The sequence below is a fragment of the Superficieibacter electus genome (genome assembly GCF_002915575.1).
In the GTDB taxonomy this organism is placed as follows: domain Bacteria; phylum Pseudomonadota; class Gammaproteobacteria; order Enterobacterales; family Enterobacteriaceae; genus Superficieibacter; species Superficieibacter electus.
On the sequence record NZ_PQGD01000077.1, the window covers coordinates 1 to 1,139 of the forward strand.

Below are 1,139 nucleotides of genomic sequence, written 5' to 3' on the forward strand. Positions count from 1 at the left end.
AGAACTTTAGCAACAACGCCCGCGCCAACGGTACGGCCGCCTTCACGGATGGCGAAACGCAGACCGTCATCCATCGCGATCGGGTGGATCAGGGTAACAACCATTTTGATGTTGTCGCCCGGCATTACCATCTCTACGCCTTCCGGCAGTTCGATGGTGCCAGTCACGTCAGTTGTACGGAAGTAGAACTGCGGACGGTAGCCTTTGAAGAACGGAGTATGACGGCCGCCTTCGTCTTTGGACAGAATGTACACTTCAGATTCGAACTTGGTGTGCGGCTTGATTGAGCCCGGCTTAGCCAGTACCTGACCACGTTCGATTTCTTCACGTTTGATACCACGCAGCAGAACACCAACGTTCTCACCCGCACGGCCTTCGTCCAGCAGTTTGCGGAACATTTCAACGCCGGTACAGGTAGACTTGGCAGTGTCTTTGATACCCACGATTTCAACTTCTTCGCCCACTTTGATGATACCGCGTTCTACACGACCGGTAACAACGGTGCCACGACCAGAGATGGAGAATACGTCTTCGATAGGCAGCAGGAACGGCTTGTCAATCGCACGCTCTGGTTCAGGGATGTAAGAATCCAGGAAGCCAGCCAGTTCGATGATTTTCTCTTCCCACTCTGCTTCGCCTTCCAGCGCTTTCAGAGCAGAACCACGAACGATCGGGGTGTCGTCGCCCGGGAAATCGTACTGAGACAGAAGTTCACGAACTTCCATTTCTACCAGTTCCAGCAGCTCTTCGTCATCAACCATGTCACATTTGTTCAGGAACACGATGATGTACGGAACGCCTACCTGACGACCCAGCAGGATGTGCTCACGGGTCTGCGGCATCGGGCCGTCAGTCGCAGCAACAACCAGGATCGCGCCGTCCATCTGCGCAGCACCGGTGATCATGTTTTTAACATAGTCGGCGTGGCCCGGGCAGTCTACGTGCGCGTAGTGGCGAGTCGGGGTGTCATATTCAACGTGAGAGGTGTTGATGGTGATACCACGAGCTTTTTCTTCCGGCGCGTTATCGATCTGGTCGAATGCGCGGGCAGCACCGCCGTAGGTTTTAGCCAGTACGGTAGTGATTGCAGCGGTCAGCGTTGTTTTACCATGGTCAACGTGGCCGATAGTACCGACGTT

At 54.5% G+C, this 1,139-nt stretch carries 1 protein-coding gene; it reads right to left on the minus strand.

Annotated features, from left to right (window positions below; all coding sequences use genetic code 11):
• Window positions 1-1,139 (minus strand): elongation factor Tu (gene tuf, locus CHU32_RS27840; RefSeq protein ID WP_103678838.1); only part of this gene is annotated, 1,139 nt, incomplete at both ends.